This is a genomic window from Vicinamibacteria bacterium (genome assembly GCA_035570235.1).
Taxonomy (GTDB): domain Bacteria; phylum Acidobacteriota; class Vicinamibacteria; order Fen-336; family Fen-336; genus DATMML01.
Genome location: DATMML010000042.1, coordinates 101,123 through 116,229, shown reverse-complemented (window position 1 = coordinate 116,229; position 15,107 = coordinate 101,123). Strand labels below are relative to the sequence as shown.

Here is a 15,107-nt window from a genome sequence, read left to right as displayed (position 1 = left end):
AGGTCCAAAGAGGGTAGGCTACCGAGACATGCCCGACAGGGACTATGTCCGCCCCAGCCCGGAGCAATTTCTCAAGCGCGTAGAGGCGGAAGAGCGTCACCGGCTGCGGGGGAAGCTGAAGGTCTTCTTGGGATACGCCTCGGGGGTCGGAAAGTCGTTCCGGATGCTGGATGAGGGCCGGCGGCGCAAGAAGCGAGGCCAGGACGTCGTGGTCGCGGCCACCCAGCCCTCGGCTCCGGCGGATGTGAGAGATCTCCTGCAAGGCTTCGAAGTCATTGCCCCCCGTACCGATCTGGGAAGCTCCGCCATCGACCTCCCGGCCGTGCTTCGCCGGCATCCCCAGGTCTGCCTCATCGATGGCCTGGCCTACCGGAACCCCCCCGGCAGCAAGCACTCTGAGCGGTGGCAGGACGTCGAAGAGCTCCTGTCGGCCGGCATCTCCGTCATCACCTCCATCAACCTGCAGTACGTCAAAGAGAGGCAGGCGGCGGTAGAGGCCATTCGGGGGAAGTCTGCGACCGACTCCGTTCCGGAATCGTTCCTGAGGACGGCCGACGAAATCGAGGTGGTGGACGCCCCTCCGGAGTATTGCGTCACCCGCTATCTACAGGGGGGGGACCCGGCTGTGGACCCTTCTCGAGCGGAGCGGCAGCTGTCCCAGTTGAGAGAGATCGCCCTTGTCCTCGCCGCGGAGGTCGTCGATCAACAGCTGGAGGACTACCTCCGTCGCCAGGGAATCGAGCAAGCCTATGGGCCCCACGAGCGCATTCTCGTCTGCATCACGCCGCGGTCGAACGCGAGTGTGATGATCCATCGTGGACGCCGGCAGGCGGACCGGTTCCATGGCGATCTCCACGTGATCTACGTCCAGCAGCAGCAATCCAGCCCCACGGATGACCAAGTGCTGGAGCAGAATCTGGCTTGTGCCCGCGAGGCCAAGGCCCACGTCGAGATCCTACGGGCCGCGGATCCGATCCGGGCCATTCTGGAATTTGCAGCCAGGCACGGCATCACCCAGATCTTCGTCGGCCATAGCCAGGAGGCCGGCTGGATGAGCCGCCTGCGACCGAACCCCGTCGAGCGACTGATCTTGGGAGCGGACGGGATCGACGTCCGGATATTCCCCCACTCATGAGCCAAGCGGAAGGGCTGGCGGCGATCAGGAAGGGCCGGCTCAAGGTCTTCCTGGGGTATGCCGCGGGAGTGGGGAAGACGTTCAGGATGCTGGAGGAAGCTCAACAGCTGAAGGCGCAGGGACATGATGTGGTGGTCGGCTACTTTGAGCCGCACGGTCGCCAGGACACCATCGCGAAATTGGCGGGACTGGAAGTCATCCCCCGGCGGTGCATGGAGTACCGCGGGCACGAGTGCGAGGAGATGGACACGGACGCCATTCTCGCGCGGCACCCCGAGATCTGCGCCGTCGACGAATTCCCGCACACCAATGTGCCGGGCTCGGCTCGAACCAAACGCTGGGAAGACGTGATGATGCTCCTCGAGGCCGGCATCGAGGTGCTCACGACCATGAACGTTCAGCATCTGGAAAGCCTCAACGATCAGATGCGTGAGATCACCGGCATCCAGGTTCGGGAGACCATTCCCGACTGGGTAGTCAAGGAAGCGGACCAGATCATCTTGATCGACCTGCCCCCGCGGGCCCTTCTCAATCGACTGGAGCGGGGGGCGGTCTATGGCCCGGACAAGGCCGAGCGCGCGATGGAGAACTTCTTCAAGGAGTCCACGCTGGCCGCGTTACGCGAGATGGCCCTTCGGCAGACCGCGCACGAAATCGATGTGCGGCAACGAGACGCCGTCGACCTGGATGCTCCGCCGCCCGACCCGAGGCCCAGCATCTTGCCCTCGACGGCAACGGCCGAGGCCCGGGAGCGGATTCTCATTCACCTGACGGAGTCGCTCGCCACCGTGGGCCTGATCCGGCGTGGCCGACGCGTCGCCGACTACCTAAAGGCCGACTGCTTTGCCGTGTCGGTGTTGGTCTCCGGCCGCCTCGAGGAGCTGGCGAAGGAGGCCCGCGAGGCGCTCGAGCGGCATCTGGAGTTCGCGCGGAAGCTGCACATCGAGGCCCGAGTGCTGGAGGGGAGGGACGAGGCGGAGGTCCTGGTGGACTTCGCACGCCGAAATGGGGTCACGCAGATCTTCCTTGCCAAGCCGTCCAAGCGTTTCATCCCCCTCCTGAACAAGAGGCACACCGCCATGAGGGTCGTACATCTCGCCAAGGACATGCAGGTGACGGTGGTCGCGGAGCGCCGGCCCCCGCGCGGGAACCCATCCTGATCTGAGAGAGCTGGCTCCGGTCCGTCAGCCCCGCCCCTCTCGAGGCCGCGGAGGGGCCGAACTACCTTCCCTCCGACCCCTTGAGGTACCTGAGGAGCTCGGAGTCCGAGGAAAGGATCAGCCACGCCTTGTCGTCAAGGCTCTTGTTGAGGGTCTCCATGGTCTTCGAGAATTGGTAGAAGTCCGGGTCCTTCCCATAGGCCTTCGCGTAAATGGCCGTGGCCTTGGCGTCGGCAGCGCCCTTCAGCCCCTGGGCGCTCTTGTATCCCACGGAGGTGGCGGCGAGAATGTCACGCTCCTTCTCGCCGCGGATCTCCGCGGCGCGTCCTTGGCCCTCGGAGCGGCTCCGCTCCGCGATCCGCTTCCGCTCCGAGATCATCCGCTCGAACACCTTCTGCTGCACGGTGTCCACGTAGTTGATGCGACGGAAGCGGACATCTACGAGCTCGATACCGAACTCGGGGGTGATCTTAGCGGCTTTATCGAGAATGATCTGGGCGATCTGACCCCGCCCGGAGCTGATCTTGGCCATGGCCTCGGCGGCCCCGATCCCCTCCAGCTCCTCCGTGGTCTGGAAGGGGCGATTGCTGGAGCGGACCAGCTCGATGAGGTCGAAGGAGGCCACGGCGTTGCGGGTCTCCCCGTCCACGATGTCGTCGAGCCGACTTTGAGCGCCCCGCTCGTCCCGTACCGCTTGGTAGAACCGTAGGGGGTCCGCGATGCGCCAGCGGGCGTAGGTGTCCACCCAAATGTACTTCTTGTCCTTGGTCGTGATCTCCCGGGCGTCGCCGTCAAACTCGAGCCAGCGTTTGTCGAAACGGTGGACATCCTGGATGAAGGGGATCTTCATATGCAGGCCGGGGTCCGTGATCAATCCTCCCACCGGCCGCCCGAACTGGGTGAGGATCGCCTGCTCGGTCTCCGAGAGCGTGTAGACGGAGGAGAAGAGGAGGACGACCACGACCGCGGCCGCGAACAGGGTCAGGGGGTTCTTCACGGCTTCACCTCTTTCCGGTCCCCATCGAGCTGAAAGAGGGGGAGAATCCCCTTGGCCTTGTCATCCAAGAGCAGCTTCCGGCCCAGCTTCGGAAGGAGCTCTCGCATGGTCTCGAGGTAGATGCGCTTCCGGGTCACGGCGGGAGCCTTGCGGTACTCCTCGTAGAGGGCATCAAAGCGTTTTGCGTCTCCCTCGGCGATGTTGACACGCTCCAGGGCGTACCCCTCGGCCGCCCTCACCGCTTGGTCCGCTTCCCCCTTGGCGCGGGGGACGGACTTGTTGTAGTCGGCCCAGGCCTCGTTGATGGAACGCTCCTTCTCCTGTATGGCCTGGTTCACCTCGTTGAAGGCGGCCTTGACCGGGTCCGGGGGGTTCACGTCCTGCAGGATGAGCTGTTGGACAACGATGCCGATCCCGTACAGGTCACACAGCCGCTGGAGCTCCTCCTTGGCCTGAAGCGCGACGGTCTCGCGCCCGATGGTCAAGACCTCGTCCACACTGTGGTCTCCCACGACCTGGCGCATGGCCGCTTCGGACATGTACTGGAAGGTCAGGGGGACATCCCGCACGTGAAAGAGAAACTTCTTCGGGTCCCGGATCCGGTACTGCACGATCCACTCCACCACCGCCACGTTGAGGTCGCCCGTGAGCATGACGGACTCGCCTACGGTCTCCGGGGTGGGGGGGGCGAAGGTGGACTTGATCCCCGGCCTCACGGTGCGGAAGCCGAACTCCATCTTGAGCGTCGCCTGAACGGGAACCTTGGTCACCGTTTCGACGCCCAAGGGAATCTTGATGTGAGGGCCCGGATCCGAGGTGCGGACGAACCGCCCGAAGCGCTGGACGACGCCCACTTCATCGGGTTCGACCTGGTAGTAGCCGGTCACGAGCACGATGAGGAGGGCGGCCGCGGCCAGGACCAGCCGCAGCACGTTGGGAGGCACCGAGGGGAGGACAATCCTTATGTTGCGACCCCCGCCGATATCGATAGGGCCGCCATCCCAACCGGGTCGCGCCATTACGCTCTCCCTTCCTGCTTGGTGCGAGACCAGTATACCCCGCGGATCCGCGAACTTCCGTCTGCGTTCCAATGTTGGAGGGTGGTCAAGAGATTGGCGAGGGCTTGGTCCTCGAATAGAAGCGCAGCAGCCGGGTCGTGATGAAGCCGGCCGCGGCGGCGAGGGTTCCTACGCAGGCTGGCGTGAGGGCCCCCTCGCCTCGAGACGAGGTCGTGAGATGAACCGCCAAGGCGCCGGTGAGTCCCAAGGCGATGGCGGCGAGGGCCTCGGCCGTGCCGGCCCCACGGATGAGGAGGCCGCCCAGGATGGGGACAAATAGGCTCACCGTAAGCAGGGTGTAGAAGACGCTCAAGGCGCCGATGACGTTGCCTAGCGTGATCGCGAGCGCGATGGCGGCGCCACCCGAAAGGTACGCGGTCAGGCGGGCAGCCGCGAGGAGACGAGCGTCGGAAGCGTCGGGGTTGAAGAAGCGCTTGTAGAGGTCCTGCGCGATGGAGGTGGAGAGCATGAAGAGCACGGCGTCGGCCGCGCTCATCTCCGCCGAGAAGACAGCCGCCAACCCCAGGCCACCGATGACGGGCGGCACCGAGTGCCTCAGGAGCATAGGAAGCGCGAGCTCGGGGGAAGCGAGGTCGGGGAACCGTGAGCGTGCCAGGATGCCGAGGAGGGGCGGGACCCAGGAGTAAAGCAGGAGGGCCAAGGCCGTAGCGCCCGCTCCGAGGCGGGCGGCCGCGTCGTCCCGCGCTCCGTAAATCTTCTGGAGGAGACCGGGGGAGACGGCAAAGGCCGGGGCCAACAGCATGAGCAGGGGCCACCCCGAGCCGGCGTTGTGCCAGAAGCCCCAGTAGCCCGCGTCTGCCGCGAGCACGGACGAAGGGCCGGGCCAGCCGCCGGCTTCCCGCAAGGCGAAGGGCACCGCGATCCCCAGACCGACCAGCTTGACCGTCAGCTGGGCGACGTTCACCCAAACCGCCGCGGAGAGACCGCCCACGCTGAAATACCCGGTGACGACCAGGCCCCCGATGAGGCAACCGAGAGCCTTCGGGACGCCCACCGTCACCTCGAGCACCCATGCGAGGGCGATCAACTGCCCCGCCAGGATAGCGAGCGAGGCCAAGCCGAGGATCACCGCCTCGGCCACGCGAACAGCCGGGCCGTACCGGTATTCCAGGTAGTCGCCGACTGTGTGAAGGTCCAACCGTTGGCTCACCCGCCGCAGGGCCGGCCCCACCCAGAACGCGAGCACCGCGGAGCCTATCGCCGTCGATCCCACCCACCACCACGCGGCGATCCCGTCCCGATAGCCGAGCCCGGTCGCCCCCACCGTAGATCCCGCCCCGATGTTGGCAGCCAGCATCGTGGCGAAGAGGAGCCCCGGTCCCAGCCGGCGGCCAGCGACAAAAAAGTCGGAGGCCCGGCGCGTGCGCCGCCCGATCCCGATGCCGATCCCGACGAGGAGCGCGGAATAGCCGACAAGCAGGACGAGGTAGAGATTCATGCGAAGGGCCGCTCGTGTCGACGGTGGGTTGCCCCCTCGGAATCGGGAAGTGAAGCCGTCGACTCCTCGAGAGTACTGTAGGTCGTGCGGTCCCGTTGACCACCCCGGGGGGGCAATCAATCGAGTTCGAGTTGGGCTGGCACGCCGCCAGCGCTTTCACGCACGAGCTCAACGACTTAGAGCCGCCCCCTTCCTCGTGAGCCACAGGAGGGAATTGGGGGAGCGGCGCGGCGAAGATGAGGAACCTGGCGTTTTTCGGGACTCTCTTAGGACGTCGAGGGTTTAGCCTGGGGAGGATGGAAGCGCACGCGGGCGGTCGTGCCCTTTCCGCCGCTCGTTTCAAACGAGAGAGTGCCCGCGTACAGCTGGAGTAGCCGACGAACGACACTGAGCCCCAAACCAAGACCAGCTTGGTCTGGGCTACGCCGCAGGAGGGGCGCGCGATGCGCGAGCCCCCCGAGATATTCGGCGGGCAACCCCTGGCCGTGGTCGCGAACGGTCAGCGTCGGCTCGCCATTGCTACTGGTCAGGTCCAAGGCGATCGGAGACCCCGCCCGCGAGAACTTGAGAGCGTTGTCGACCAATTCCCGGATCAACGACCGCCAATGATCCAATGCCATCGGGACCTGAGTAGGCACACCCGAGATCTGCAGATCATCGGATCGGTGTACGCGCAGAGCTCGGCCCTTGGCCTCTTCACGAGCGGTCTCGAAGGCCTTATCGCCCTGAAGAACCAGAGCAACATCGGGCATCGCGGCCTGGAGTTCGGCGTAGGCGAGAAATCTCTCTATCAGCTCCTGAAGAGCCTGGCCGGCCTCGAGAATCCCCCGGCCCACCTCCTTTATGTCTCCCGATTGAATCGCACCTTCCTCCATCAGCAGAGAGGCCAGGCCCATGACCGCCGTGAGGGGTGTCAAAAACTGATCTGGAAGAAGAGAACCCGCCAGCTCCTCGGTCAGTTCCAGCAACGAGCTCTCGGCCTCTCTTCTCACCGCCGCCGAGCGTTCTAGTCTGGCCGCTACGGTGGCGATCAGGTCGGCGGGGAGAACAGGCTTGATCAGATAGTCGTCGGCGCCCGAGTTCATTCCAACCCGCACCGCCTCTGGCCCTCCCACCCCGGTTAGAAAGATGACGGGCGTCACCGCCGTCGACGGCTCTCTGCGCAGAGTGCTCAGTACCTCGTAGCCACTGATCCCCGGCATGATGATGTCGCAGAGGATCAGATCCGGGTGTGTGGCGATGGCTTGAGCAAGGCCGGTCGCCCCCTCTGCTGCCGAGCTCACGTCGTATCCTTCGCCGCTCAGGATGTCGGCGATGACGCTGCACGTTTCCTCGCTATCGTCGATGATGAGAACTCGACTCATCGCGCGAGCGTCATTCGTTTGGGATCCGAACCCGTTGGCTCCTGGGAAAGGAGACCCTCAACCCTGTTCTCGCGGTCGGGGACCCAGGGCTTCCCGAAGCTTGCGAGCGAGAGACTCCTGGGTGAAGGGCTTCGAGATCAGCAGGGCTCCCGGTTCGACCAAACCACTCTGGGCGATCGAGTCTTCCGTGTGGCCGGACATGTAGAGGATCCGGATGTCCGGCCTTCGCTCCCTCACCCGCTGCGCCAACGCCCGTCCGTTCATGCCCGGCATGAGCACGTCCGTGAGGAGGAGATGGATGGCGCCCTCATAGTTCGCCACCGTCTCGATCGCCTTCGTCGGGTCCTCTGCTTCGAGGACCTCGTAGCCGTTGGCCTGCAGGATCTCGCGGATGAGTTCGCGAAGGCTCTCTTCGTCCTCGACCAGCAGCACGGTCACCATTTCGCCAGTGGGCGGAGGGGAATTCACGTATTTGCCGGCGGCCGCATCGACCGGAGGTAGTCAGATCCTGAGGTCGTGCTGGCGAGAGGTCCCGTATTCGGCGTGGAGGGAGGGACATCGCCGGCAAGGTTCAGGAGGATCTGCTCTTCAGGCCTGGGGCCGGCGTTGATCCGCAGCCTGTCTCCCGGCCGAAACCTCGGATCGAGACCCCTTGCCACCAGTCGGTTCAGCATGTTCCTCAGGCCTCGGTAGCGACACCACGCTCCGGTCCTCGGGGCGCCTGTCTCCTGTAACAGCGTCAGGCTCCAGCGTATTCTGACGGCCCGTGACTCTCTATGCGTACGAACCCCTATTCCCACGGGAGCGAATACCTAACCCCGCCCAGCCGGCTCCTTAGAGGTGGATAATCAGAGGATGACGACGGTGCCCTTGAGGAAGACCGGTATCGACTTCGTGGGTGATGTCCCCTGGGGTACGCACTTCTGCCACTTCTTCGAGACGGAGGACGACCTCCTCGATACCCTGCTTCCTTACTTCAAGGCCGGTCTCGAACAGAGGGAGTTCTGCCTCTGGGTCGTCCCCGAGCCCACGACGCCGGGCGAGGCGATCAGTGCGTTGAGACGGGCTATCCCGGACCTGGAACGCTATGAAGCAGACGGAAGCATCGAGATCCATCAAGGCCGGGAGTGGTATCTGAGCGCAGGCGCCCTTGATCTCAAGGGGCTGATGGGCGCCTGGGACAAGAAGCTCAGGCAAGCCCTGGATAGGGGCTTCCTCGGCATGAGAGTAAACGGCAGCCCGTCTTGGTTGGAGAGAGAGGGTTGGCGCGACTTGTGCGAGTACGAAGAAAAGTTCGAGGAGTGGGTCGGCGACAAGAGGATGGTCGTGTCCTGCTCCTACCCCCTGGCCACGACTGGCGCCGGCGATATCCTAGATGTGGCGCGAACGCACAACTTCGCCCTGGCCAAGCGGAATGGACTCTGGGAGGTTGTCGAGACTCCCGAGCTCCGCCAGGCCAAGGCGGAGATCAAGCAACTAAACGATGAGCTCCAGCGGCGTGTCGTCGAGCGCACGGCCGAGCTCGGAGCAGCCAACGCAGAGCTGCGCACGCGCAACCGCCAGCAATCGGCGGTCGCCGCCTTGGGCCAGATCGCGATCCGGTCCCGGGACCTGGTCGCTCTGCTGAACGAGGCCACGGTCATCACCGCGGCAACGTTGGGCACCGATCACGCCCTCATAGGAGAGTGGCTCCCAGGGGGAGAGGGCTCCCGCCTGCGCGCAGGCGTGGGGTGGGGAGAGCTCGTCGGCATGACCTTGGCCGCCAACGACGCCCTGATGAGCGCTCACATGCTGGGCTCGGACGCGCCCCTGGTGGTTCCCGACATCGGAGCGGAGTCACGGTTGGCCGTCTCTCAAGTTGCCTTGGAACACCGGGTCGTGAGCGTGATCGGCGTCGTCGTTCGGGGTCGTTCTGCTCCGTGGGGAGGCCTCGCCGTCCACTCCACGCGCTCCCGGTCGTTCAGCCCCGACGATGTTGACTTCCTGCAATCGGTGGCGAACGTGTTGTCGCTGGCGGTGGAACGGCACGAGGTGGAGGTGGCGCAGCGCCGGGAGAGGGAGACCCTCGAAGCCATCTTCGACAACATACCCGTGATGATCTCGTGCTTCGACGCGTCCGGTCGTCTCTCGCGCGTGAACCGGGAGTGGGAGCGGACTCTCGGCTGGACGCTCTCCGAAGCACAACGGCTGGACATCCTGGCCGAGGCGTACCCCAACCCCCAGGATCGGAAAATAGCAGAGGAGTTCATCCGGCGGGCGGAGCGTCGTTGGGCCGACTTTCAGATGAGGACTCAGTCCGGGAGGGTCATCGATGCCTCGTGGGCGCGCTTCGCCCTCTCCGACGGCTCGCGAATAGGATTCGGGTTGGACATTACCGAGCGCAAAGAGGCGGAGGCGGCGCAGCGGCGGGAGAAGGAGACCCTGCGAGCCATCTTCGACAACATCCCGGTGATGATCTCGATCACCGACACATCCGAGCGGCTCTGGCGCGTGAACCGAGAGTGGGAGCGAACGCTCGGCTGGACCCTGGAAGAGGCACAGCAGGTCGATCTCCTGACCGAGTGTTACCCGGATGCAGAGAGCCGTGAAGCGGTTCTTGAGTTCTACCGGCAGGTGCAGAATCGCTGGGCGGACTTCCGCATGCGCACCCGTGACAAACGGGTTATCGAGAGCTCGTGGGCATGCTTCGATCTCTCGGACGGCTCGCGAATCAGTCTGGGGCTGGACATCACCGAGCGCAAACGGGCAGAGGCGGCGCTGCGCGAGAGCGACGGAAGGTTTCGGCAGCTGGCGGAAAGCATTAATGAGGTGTTCTGGCTCGCCAACCGCGACAACACTGAGCTGCTTTACGTAAGCCCCGCCTACGAGCGGGTCTTCAACCGCAGCCGCGAGAGCCTCTATCGTGATCCGAGGTCGTGGCTCGAGGCCGTTCATCCGGAGGATCGGGAGCGGGTTTGGCGCGCAGCCGAGGAGAAGGGTGCGCGAGGCAAGTTGGACGAGACCTACCGTCTGGTGCGTGGCGACGGGTCCATCCGGTGGATTCGTGACCAGGGCTTCCCGATCCGAGACGCCTCGGGTCAGATCTATCGCTACGCCGGGATCGCGGAGGACGTGACGGATAGGCGGCAGGCCGAGGAAGAGCGCGCGGGCCTCCTGGAGAGCGAGAGCAAGGCCAGGGCTGAAGCGGAGGCGGCGCTGGAGCGGCTTCATGCCATCCAAAGAATCACGGACGCTGCCTTGTCCTATCTCGGGCTGGACGATCTGCTGCGCGAGCTCCTCGCCCGGCTGCGCGGCACCCTGCGGGCGGACGTCGCTTCGGTGCGGCTCATCGACGACGAAGGGAAGGCGCTCTACGCAAGGGCGATCGACGGCGTACCCTTCGAGCGGGTGGCCGGAGTGCGCATTCCGCTCGACGCCGTCCACCTAGACGCGCCTTTCTTGACCAATGACGTAGAACCGGCCGCTTCCGGGAGGGACGGTTGGTACGGAGAGATGTGGTCGGATCCGAGGCTGCCTCTCCGGGCCGCGATGAGCACGCCCCTTCTCGTGGAAGGGAAGCCCATCGGCCTCGTGGGCGTAACGTCCACGGTAGCGCCCTTTACGGAAGGCGACCTCCATCTCTTGCAGGTGGTCGCAGACCGCGTCGCCCCTGCCATCGAGCGGGGCCGCCTCGACGAAGCGGTGCGCGCCGGCCGTGAGCAGCTGAAGGCGCTGTCCCGACGGCTCCTCAGCGCCCAGGAGGAGGAGCGGCGGCGGCTGGCCGTCGAGCTGCACGACGAGCTCGGGCAGGTGCTCACGGCGGTGAAGATCAATCTGGCGTCCCTCCAGCGCTCCGCCGCGGCCCTGGCGCCCGTCCATCTACGGGACGCCATCGCCTCCGTCGATCGGGCGATGGAGACGGTGCGGGATCTGGCGCTGGACCTGAGGCCGTCGGTGCTCGACGACCTCGGGTTGCCGGCGGCCGTCCGATGGTACGCGGATCGGTTCGCAAGGACCACGCGCATCGAGGTGCACCTGTCGATCGATGCGGTTCCCCACCTGCCCTCGGAGCTGGAGACTGCGTGCTTCCGAGTGGCCCAGGAGGCGCTGACCAACGTGGCCCGCCACGCGCAGGCCCGGAATGTTTGGGTGGATCTACACTCCGTGGCGGAGGCGCTGGACTTGAGGGTTCGCGATGACGGGATTGGCTTTGACGCCGGGATCGCCCGGAAGCGCGCGATCGGAGGGGCTTCGGTCGGCCTCCTGGGGATGCAGGAGCGCATTTCGCTGGCGGGCGGAGAGTACGAACTCTTGACTCGCCCGGGAGCCGGCGCGGAGGTGCGGGCCCGGCTCCCCTTGGGCGGGAGGGCCCCACGGATGCCATGACGCCCATCCGAGTCCTCTTGGCCGATGACCACACGCTCGTTCGCGCCGGGATCCAGGGTCTTCTCCAAGGACTCCCGGGCGTCGAGGTTGTGGGCGAGGCGGGCGACGGTCAGGAAGCCCTGCGGCTGGCCGAGGCGCTCCGGCCGGATGTCGTTCTCATGGATGTGGGCATGCCGGGATTGAACGGGCTCGAAGTCGCGGGGCGTTTGGCGACTCTGGACGCCTCCATCCGCGTGATCATCCTCTCCATGCACACCTCCGAGGAGTACGTGCTGAGGGCACTGCGTGCGGGATGTGCCGGGTATCTCCTCAAGGCCTCGGCGGTGGCGGAGCTCGAGGTTGCCGTGCGGGCCGTGGCTCGGGGCGAGAGCTATCTGAGTCCGGCGGTCTCCAAGCGCGTGGTCGACGACTACGTGAGCCGAACGGGCGGGGCCACGGATCCCCTCGATGCGCTCACGCCGCGGCAGCGGGAGATCCTACAGTTAGCCGCGGAGGGACACTCAAGCAAGGAGATCGCCGAGCGTCTCGGGGTCAGCTACCGGACAGTGGAGGCACACCGCGCCCAACTCATGGAGCGTTTGGGCGTGCACGACCTTGCCGGCCTCGTGCGGTTCGCGGTGAGGGTGGGCCTGATAAGGCCCGAGTAGGGATGGGGGGGCCTTGCCCACGGAACTCAAACATCGGCTCCACATGGGCGGGTCGCCCCTTCCGCTGGCCGCTCTATGCAAATTCCGCATCGCAACCGAACTTCAGCGGGCGGATGTGAGATCATTGGAACCAGAAAAGAGGCCATCCCTCCAAAATGTGGAGAGCATGGGGGCACCTGAAAGGGTCTTGCCCCTCGGAGGGTGGGCCGCATGAGAGTTCCTATCCTCGGTTCGCGTCCACCGCGGGGCCCCCCCCGTCGACGGTCACGGGAACGCCAAGAAGGACCCGAGCCGCGTAACCTGCCTCCCTCCGAGGTTCCTAGTCGTGTCCCGCAGGGGCCTCGAGTCCCTCCTTCCGGCTCCTTCTTGAGTGCGGTATGGAGCGAGTCGCTCTTGTCTTGAAGCTCAAATGATGAGACTTGCCCCCTGCCACCAGGCGGAAGCGGCAGCCTGTCGGCTGCCTTTCAGAGGGGCGGTTGGAATGTCAGAGACAGTCCCCCAAGCCGAGAGCGGCCCCGCGGTCGAGGATGCGTCGCCGCATGCTGACCACAGACCGCAGAGCCCATCCGGACGCCTTGTTGTTTTCCTGGGGGGAAGGGTGCGGTACGCGGTGGCCCTGGAGTGTGTGGAGCGTGTGCTCCCCATGATCGCCATCTCGCCGCTCCCGGGGGCTCCGGAGGTCGTGCTGGGCGTCATCAACCTTCGGGGCCGGGTGGTCGGGGTTGTGGATCCCGGCCGCCGGCTCGGCCTCGATCCCCGCGCCTACGGGCTCTCTTCCCATCTCCTGATCGTGCGCACCCGGCGGCGCACGCTTGCCATAGCCACGGATGGGGTCCTGGGGCTCGCCGAAGCCTTGATGGACGCGGTGGTGCCCGCGACCGTCGTCCTTGCCGGGCACACTCCCGTCGCCGGCGTGGCGGCGCTCCCCGATGGCGTCTTGCTGATCCACGACATCGACTCCTTTGTCACCCCGGATGAGGAGGGTCAACTCGATCAGGCTCTGGGGGGGCGGAGGTGAGGGTCTCCAATTCCCTGCGGAGCGAGGCGCGCCTCTTGGTGGCCCGTCGCCTGGGTCTCGACTTTCCCGCCAACCGTGAGGCTGAGTTCGACCGCGGTCTTCTGGAGGCGGTGCGCCTCTCCCGATCCGACTCGCCCGAGGCCTACCTTGGCCGGCTGGCCACGGGAGACCGCTCCGAATGGGGCCGTTTGGCGTCTCTTCTGATCGTTGGTGAGACCTACTTCTTCCGAGACCGGCCGTGTTTCGACGCCCTCGAGCAACGTGTACTCCCGGCGCTGATAAAGGCCCGACGATTAGCAGGCACGCAATTCCTCCGCCTCTGGAGTGCCGCCTGCGCGACGGGCGAGGAAGCCTATTCGCTAGCCATCCTAGTGGACCAACTCCTCCCCGACCGCACTCTTTGGGACGTCACGGTGTTAGCCACCGACCTCGACCCCATGGCCCTGGAGAAGGCCGGACGCGCCACCTACCGCGAATGGTCCCTTCGCGACGTCAGCCCGGCCGTGCGCGACCGCTATTTCGAAGGCGGTAGCTCGGGGGCGTTCGACCTTGTCCCCAAGATCCGAGCCATGGTGAGCTTCGAGCCGGGGAACCTGGCGGAGGGACTCCCTCGCGCCGCCTCGAGCGGGAGCATGGACATCATCCTTTGTCGGAACGTGCTCATGTACTTCACCCCCGAGGCAACAAAGGCGGTGGTCAGTCGACTCCAGACCGCCCTGGCGGAGGGCGGTTGGTTGGTGGTCGCTCCGGCGGAGGCCTTCGCTCAGCGGTTCCGGCCGCTCGTCACTGTCAACTTCCCCCAGACCATCTTCTTCCGGAAGGGAGACGGTCCGGGGTCGTCGATCGCGTCGCCCCCTCAAGCCTCCCCGAAGCCGATCGACCTTCGCTCCGTGCCGGCGCGGGCGCCGGCGAAGTCGCCCTCCCGGAGGCCGGCGGCGCCATTGGAAGAAAAGGGAGAGCCCCTTCCTCCCGCCGCAGTGCTCTTGGCGGGCGCCCGCGGCGCCGCCGACGGGGGAGACCTCGAGGAGGCTTTGCGGCTCTGCCGGGCCGCCATAGCGAAAGATCGCTTGGACGCCGAGGCCCATCGGCTACTCGCTGCGATCCACCAAGAGCGCGGGGATGTCGCCGCTGCTGTTCCCGCTCTGCGTCGCGCGGTGTACCTGGATCCCGATTGTGCGCAGGCCCATCTCGCGCTCGGCCTTCTGCTCGTGAGGCGCGGCCAGCGCCGGCACGGGCTCAAGCACCTCGAGACGGCGGCGCGGCTCGGGGAGAGCGGTGAGGTGTCGTGATGGGCGACCGCTTTGATTGGCAGGCTGTGCACGCGCGGCTAGATGCGACCCGGCTGAGCCTCGAATCCGGCGGAGAGCCCTCGCCCGAGGCCGCGCGCCGGATCCTGGAGGAGAGGGCCCGAAAACTAGCGCAGCCTACCAGGGAGGCCGAGTCAAACGCGGAGGAGCTGCCAGTGCTCGTCTTCTCACGGGCCGGAGAGCGGTACGGAGTGGACCCTCTCTCTGTCGTGGAGGTCCTGCCCCTCATCCGCCCAACTCCCCTGCCGGGCGCCCGCCGATTCCTGGTCGGCGTGATCCACCATCGGGGCGAGGTCCGCGCGGTTTTCGACCTCCGGCGGCTGCTGGGAGGCCCGGGCCCGGAGAACGCGGGCGCCAAGCCGGAGGGGCGCGTCGTGGTGGTGGAACTGCGCGGGATGTCCTTCGGCCTCCTCGCGGACGAAGTGACGGGAATCGTGCCCGTGGACGCCCACGAAATCGCGACCAGGGAAGGGATTACAAGGGAAGGCCAGGCCGCCTGGATCCGCGGCACGACGGGCGAGATGGTGTCGGTCCTGGATCTGGACGAGCTCGCCCGTGATCCGCGAATCACGGTGAACGAGGGGTGAAAGGGAGGGC

The 15,107-nt window shown here is 65.9% G+C and carries 12 protein-coding genes; 7 read left to right on the top strand and 5 right to left on the bottom strand.

Annotated elements, in window-relative coordinates; translation table 11 throughout:
* The first annotated feature begins 28 nt into the window (after window positions 1-28).
* Complete coding sequence (locus tag VN461_07690; protein HXB54648.1) at window positions 29-1,135, top strand: universal stress protein; 1,107 nt, start codon at window positions 29-31, stop codon at window positions 1,133-1,135.
* On the top strand, window positions 1,132-2,295 hold the full coding sequence (locus VN461_07685; GenBank protein HXB54647.1) for a histidine kinase: 1,164 nt from the start codon (window positions 1,132-1,134) through the stop codon (window positions 2,293-2,295). The genes VN461_07690 and VN461_07685 overlap by 4 nt, the downstream gene beginning before the upstream one ends.
* Window positions 2,296-2,356: 61 nt before the next feature.
* Here the strand turns inward: VN461_07685 and hflC are convergent, their stop codons facing one another.
* The 5 genes from hflC to VN461_07660 all read right to left on the bottom strand — a co-directional run bounded on the left by hflC (window position 2,357) and on the right by VN461_07660 (window position 7,641).
* The gene (gene hflC, locus VN461_07680; protein ID HXB54646.1) at window positions 2,357-3,292 is read right to left on the bottom strand and encodes a protease modulator HflC; all 936 of its coding nucleotides are present in this window, start codon (window positions 3,290-3,292) and stop codon (window positions 2,357-2,359) included.
* Complete coding sequence (gene hflK / locus VN461_07675) at window positions 3,289-4,311, bottom strand: FtsH protease activity modulator HflK (GenBank protein ID HXB54645.1); 1,023 nt, start codon at window positions 4,309-4,311, stop codon at window positions 3,289-3,291. The genes hflC and hflK overlap by 4 nt, the downstream gene beginning before the upstream one ends.
* 85 nt (window positions 4,312-4,396) lie before the next feature.
* On the bottom strand, window positions 4,397-5,809 hold the full coding sequence (locus tag VN461_07670) for a sodium:solute symporter family protein (protein HXB54644.1): 1,413 nt from the start codon (window positions 5,807-5,809) through the stop codon (window positions 4,397-4,399).
* Between the two features lie 266 nt (window positions 5,810-6,075).
* Complete coding sequence (locus VN461_07665; protein ID HXB54643.1) at window positions 6,076-7,173, bottom strand: response regulator; 1,098 nt, start codon at window positions 7,171-7,173, stop codon at window positions 6,076-6,078.
* A 57-nt stretch (window positions 7,174-7,230) separates the two neighbouring features.
* The gene (locus VN461_07660) at window positions 7,231-7,641 is read right to left on the bottom strand and encodes a response regulator (GenBank protein HXB54642.1); all 411 of its coding nucleotides are present in this window, start codon (window positions 7,639-7,641) and stop codon (window positions 7,231-7,233) included.
* 402 nt (window positions 7,642-8,043) lie between these two features.
* On the opposite strand from VN461_07660, the gene VN461_07655 reads away from it, so the two are divergent.
* From VN461_07655 to VN461_07635, 5 genes are all read left to right on the top strand, one after another.
* Entirely contained in the window at window positions 8,044-11,538 is a 3,495-nt protein-coding gene (locus tag VN461_07655; GenBank protein HXB54641.1) for a PAS domain S-box protein, read from the top strand.
* The gene (locus VN461_07650) at window positions 11,535-12,185 is read left to right on the top strand and encodes a response regulator transcription factor (GenBank protein ID HXB54640.1); all 651 of its coding nucleotides are present in this window, start codon (window positions 11,535-11,537) and stop codon (window positions 12,183-12,185) included. Before VN461_07655 ends, VN461_07650 begins: the two co-directional genes overlap by 4 nt.
* A gap of 481 nt (window positions 12,186-12,666) precedes the next feature.
* Window positions 12,667-13,203 (top strand): chemotaxis protein CheW, encoded by a 537-nt coding sequence (locus VN461_07645; GenBank protein HXB54639.1) that lies wholly within the window; start codon window positions 12,667-12,669, stop codon window positions 13,201-13,203.
* Window positions 13,200-14,492 carry a CheR family methyltransferase gene (locus tag VN461_07640; GenBank protein ID HXB54638.1) on the top strand — a complete coding sequence of 431 codons (1,293 nt, stop codon included), beginning with the start codon at window positions 13,200-13,202 and terminating at the stop codon, window positions 14,490-14,492. Before VN461_07645 ends, VN461_07640 begins: the two co-directional genes overlap by 4 nt.
* Window positions 14,492-15,097 (top strand): chemotaxis protein CheW, encoded by a 606-nt coding sequence (locus tag VN461_07635; GenBank protein ID HXB54637.1) that lies wholly within the window; start codon window positions 14,492-14,494, stop codon window positions 15,095-15,097. The genes VN461_07640 and VN461_07635 overlap by 1 nt, the downstream gene beginning before the upstream one ends.
* Window positions 15,098-15,107 lie beyond the last annotated feature (10 nt).

What these genes read in the sequence shown, in the direction of transcription:
- VN461_07690 (HXB54648.1), top strand. Translation starts at nt 29, where the DNA reads ATGCCCGACAGGGACTATGTCCGCCCCAGCCCGGAGCAATTTCTCAAG.
- VN461_07685 (HXB54647.1), top strand. Translation starts at nt 1,132, where the DNA reads ATGAGCCAAGCGGAAGGGCTGGCGGCGATCAGGAAGGGCCGGCTCAAG.
- hflK (HXB54645.1), bottom strand. Translation starts at nt 4,311, where the DNA reads ATGGCGCGACCCGGTTGGGATGGCGGCCCTATCGATATCGGCGGGGGT.
- VN461_07670 (HXB54644.1), bottom strand. Translation starts at nt 5,809, where the DNA reads ATGAATCTCTACCTCGTCCTGCTTGTCGGCTATTCCGCGCTCCTCGTC.
- VN461_07665 (HXB54643.1), bottom strand. Translation starts at nt 7,173, where the DNA reads ATGAGTCGAGTTCTCATCATCGACGATAGCGAGGAAACGTGCAGCGTC.
- VN461_07650 (HXB54640.1), top strand. Translation starts at nt 11,535, where the DNA reads ATGACGCCCATCCGAGTCCTCTTGGCCGATGACCACACGCTCGTTCGC.
- VN461_07645 (HXB54639.1), top strand. Translation starts at nt 12,667, where the DNA reads ATGTCAGAGACAGTCCCCCAAGCCGAGAGCGGCCCCGCGGTCGAGGAT.
- VN461_07635 (HXB54637.1), top strand. Translation starts at nt 14,492, where the DNA reads ATGGGCGACCGCTTTGATTGGCAGGCTGTGCACGCGCGGCTAGATGCG.